Raw genomic sequence first — 2,710 nt, 5'->3', positions numbered from 1 at the left:
GCTTTTCCTTGACTATGCCATCTTTAGCGCAGTCGGTTGATCCACATTTCGGGCAATTTATATAACAGGTACTCAAGATAAAGCGAGTAATTATAGGTGTAACTATACCAATTTAACAATGCCGTATTTTTCAAGAATAGGAGTTAACTGTTGTATTACCGCATCTCAGGTCCTTTTGCGAGAGTGGGTGTATAGCAAGTGCTTTCTGACAAATGCCAGAGTCTGCAGGGGCCTTTGGTCTTTATCGAGATGAGCGCGGCATTGTTCATAGCTATATAATTATGAGATTAAATTAAAAAGTCTGCATATCTTGCTTATTCAATTAAATTGAATTTAACAATTTATCAACCAAGGAAAAATGTTACATTACTAAAAAAGTCTAACCCTACATAATAAATAAAAAGATAGTTATGGATGTAATATTTAAGGAATACAGCCGAGTCATCTGGCAGAGAAAATGGTTTTTTCTCTTAGCTTTAAGCGCTATAGCCTCCATTATCTTTCTGGATTTATCTGTTCCTCTCAGCTATAAAAATATCGCTAACAAACTGGCGGAACCTTATTCAGAAGCTACCCTGGCTATTTTATTTGGAAATCTGAAACAGCTTGGATTTATTTATGCCAGTGTCTGGGTATTATGGCGTTTGGTGGAAATAGCCATGGTTCCTCTGGGAGCAGGTGGAGTTAATAGTCTGGAGAAGCGTTGCTTTGAAGTGCTAAGAAACCATAAGTACGCCTTTTTCGAGAGAAATTTTTCCGGCAGCCTGATCAGGCAGACAAGTCGCTTTTGCCATTCTTATGAAATAATCCTGGATTGGATATTGTTCCAGTGTTTCATGAACGTTCTGGCCATTTCTATTTCTTTTGGCATTTTTTACCGGCAACAGCGTGAATTTGCTTTTTATTTTCTAGTATGGGCTGTTATTTTCATGGCCTGGAACATTTTCTATTCCATATGGAAAATGCGTTTTGATAAGGAGATCGCTCTAAGTGATTCTAAACTAAGCGGAGTTTTCTCCGACGCTATTAGTAATATTTTTATTGTCAAAAGCTTTTCCGTCGAGTCTAGGGAGCAGGCTAATATTGATCAGGCAGCGGATCAGCTTTATCAAGATAAAAAAACGGCCAGTGTCTATATGTTTACCTCATTTGCAGTACAAGGACTGATGACGTTCGCCATGGAATTATTTCTGGTTTATTTGATGATCCAGAAATGGAAAGCGGGCAACTTTCAGGTGGGCGAGTTTGTTTTATTTCAAACAGTCATGATAATACTGATTTCACGTCTATGGGGATTTGGCCGTAACTTCCTGGATTTTTTTAGAGCAATGGCGGACGCCATGGAAATGGCGGAATTATTCAAGCTGATCGATATTGAAGCAGATGAAAGCCATGCCAAACCGCTAGCTATAAAAAAAGGAGCCATCAGCTTTAACAATATTCATTTTAGCTATCATTCAAATCCGCACCCCAAAATATTATTTGAGGATTTTTCTCTAGTGGTTAAGCCCAGAGAAAAAGTGGCGCTGGTGGGTCAATCAGGCTCAGGCAAATCTACATTGACTAAGTTGCTGTTTCGCTTCATTGAACCGCAACAGGGTACGGTTTACTTTGATGGAATTGCGGCAAGAGATTTTACCTTAAGCTCATTGCGTAAACAAATATCCCTGGTGCCACAGCAGCCGGAATTATTTCACCGTTCAATAAGAGATAATATTACCCTGGGTGACGATATTCCGGAAGAGCAACTTATTAATGCGGCCCGCAAATCGCACAGCCTGGAGTTTATTAGCAGCTTGCCAAATAAATTTGAGACTATGGTGGGAGAACGCGGCGTTAGGCTTTCCGGCGGCGAAAAACAGCGCATTGCCATTGCGCGCGCCTTTCTTGAAAATGCGCCGATTGTGGTGCTTGATGAAGCCACCAGCGCGCTAGACTCTCTGACTGAAAAACTCATTCAAGTGGCCATTTTCGACCTGATTAAAGAGAAAACCGCGATCGTAATCGCTCACCGGCTTTCGACAATTTTACACATGGATCGTATTATTGTACTGGATCACGGCCATATCATCGAGCAAGGCACTCATCATGAATTGCTGGATAAAAAAGGCAAATACTACGCCATGTGGCAACATCAAAGCGGAGATTTTATGGTTGAATAATAACCATATAGCCTATTCCTACAATCAAATGATAGTGGTGATTGGCCCAATGCCGGGGATAGTGCGTTTTACTGATCGTGCTTGACCGATGCAGCACCAGGATTTTCTCCCCGTAAACCGCTACTTGTTTATCCAGTTCGACTAGCTGTTGTTGCAAGTCAGCGAAGATTTGCCGTGCAGCCCTCGTTAAGACATTATCGCCATCTTCCAATATCTCCGGCAGGCGCTTGCGAAGTTGTGTCAGCCCTTGACTATCCCGTATTCGCTCAGTAAAGGTAACCCGGCCTGCTTGGCTATTGTTTCCTAACTAACGTGAAGCGTGATATGGCTACACTAAACCGGACCACAAATTAAAATAGTGTGAACAGAGAGTGAACCCAAATGAGCCGAGAAAAACCCGGAACCTATACAGCCGAATTCAGAACCTATACAGCCGAATTCAGAACCTATACAGCCGAATTCAGAGCTTCAGCCGTCAAGTTAGCGAATGAATCTGATAAATCAATTGCCGAAGTAGCCCGAGATCTGGGTCTCAACGTGAATACGTT

Annotated in this window: 1 protein-coding gene; it reads left to right on the top strand. The window is 41.8% G+C overall.

Features of this window, described 5'->3' with window-relative positions:
• Nucleotides 1-410: 410 nt before the first annotated feature.
• Entirely contained in the window at nucleotides 411-2,162 is a 1,752-nt protein-coding gene (locus tag PHV30_12145; protein MDD5457761.1) for an ABC transporter ATP-binding protein, read from the top strand.
• Nucleotides 2,163-2,710 lie beyond the last annotated feature (548 nt).

The organism is Candidatus Margulisiibacteriota bacterium (assembly GCA_028715625.1).
Taxonomy (GTDB): domain Bacteria; phylum Margulisbacteria; class Riflemargulisbacteria; order GWF2-35-9; family GWF2-35-9; genus JAQURL01.
This window is presented reverse-complemented; position numbering and strand designations above follow the sequence as displayed.

Excerpts from the sequence above, each read along its gene's own strand:
- PHV30_12145 (MDD5457761.1), top strand. The coding sequence starts at position 411 with ATGGATGTAATATTTAAGGAATACAGCCGAGTCATCTGGCAGAGAAAA.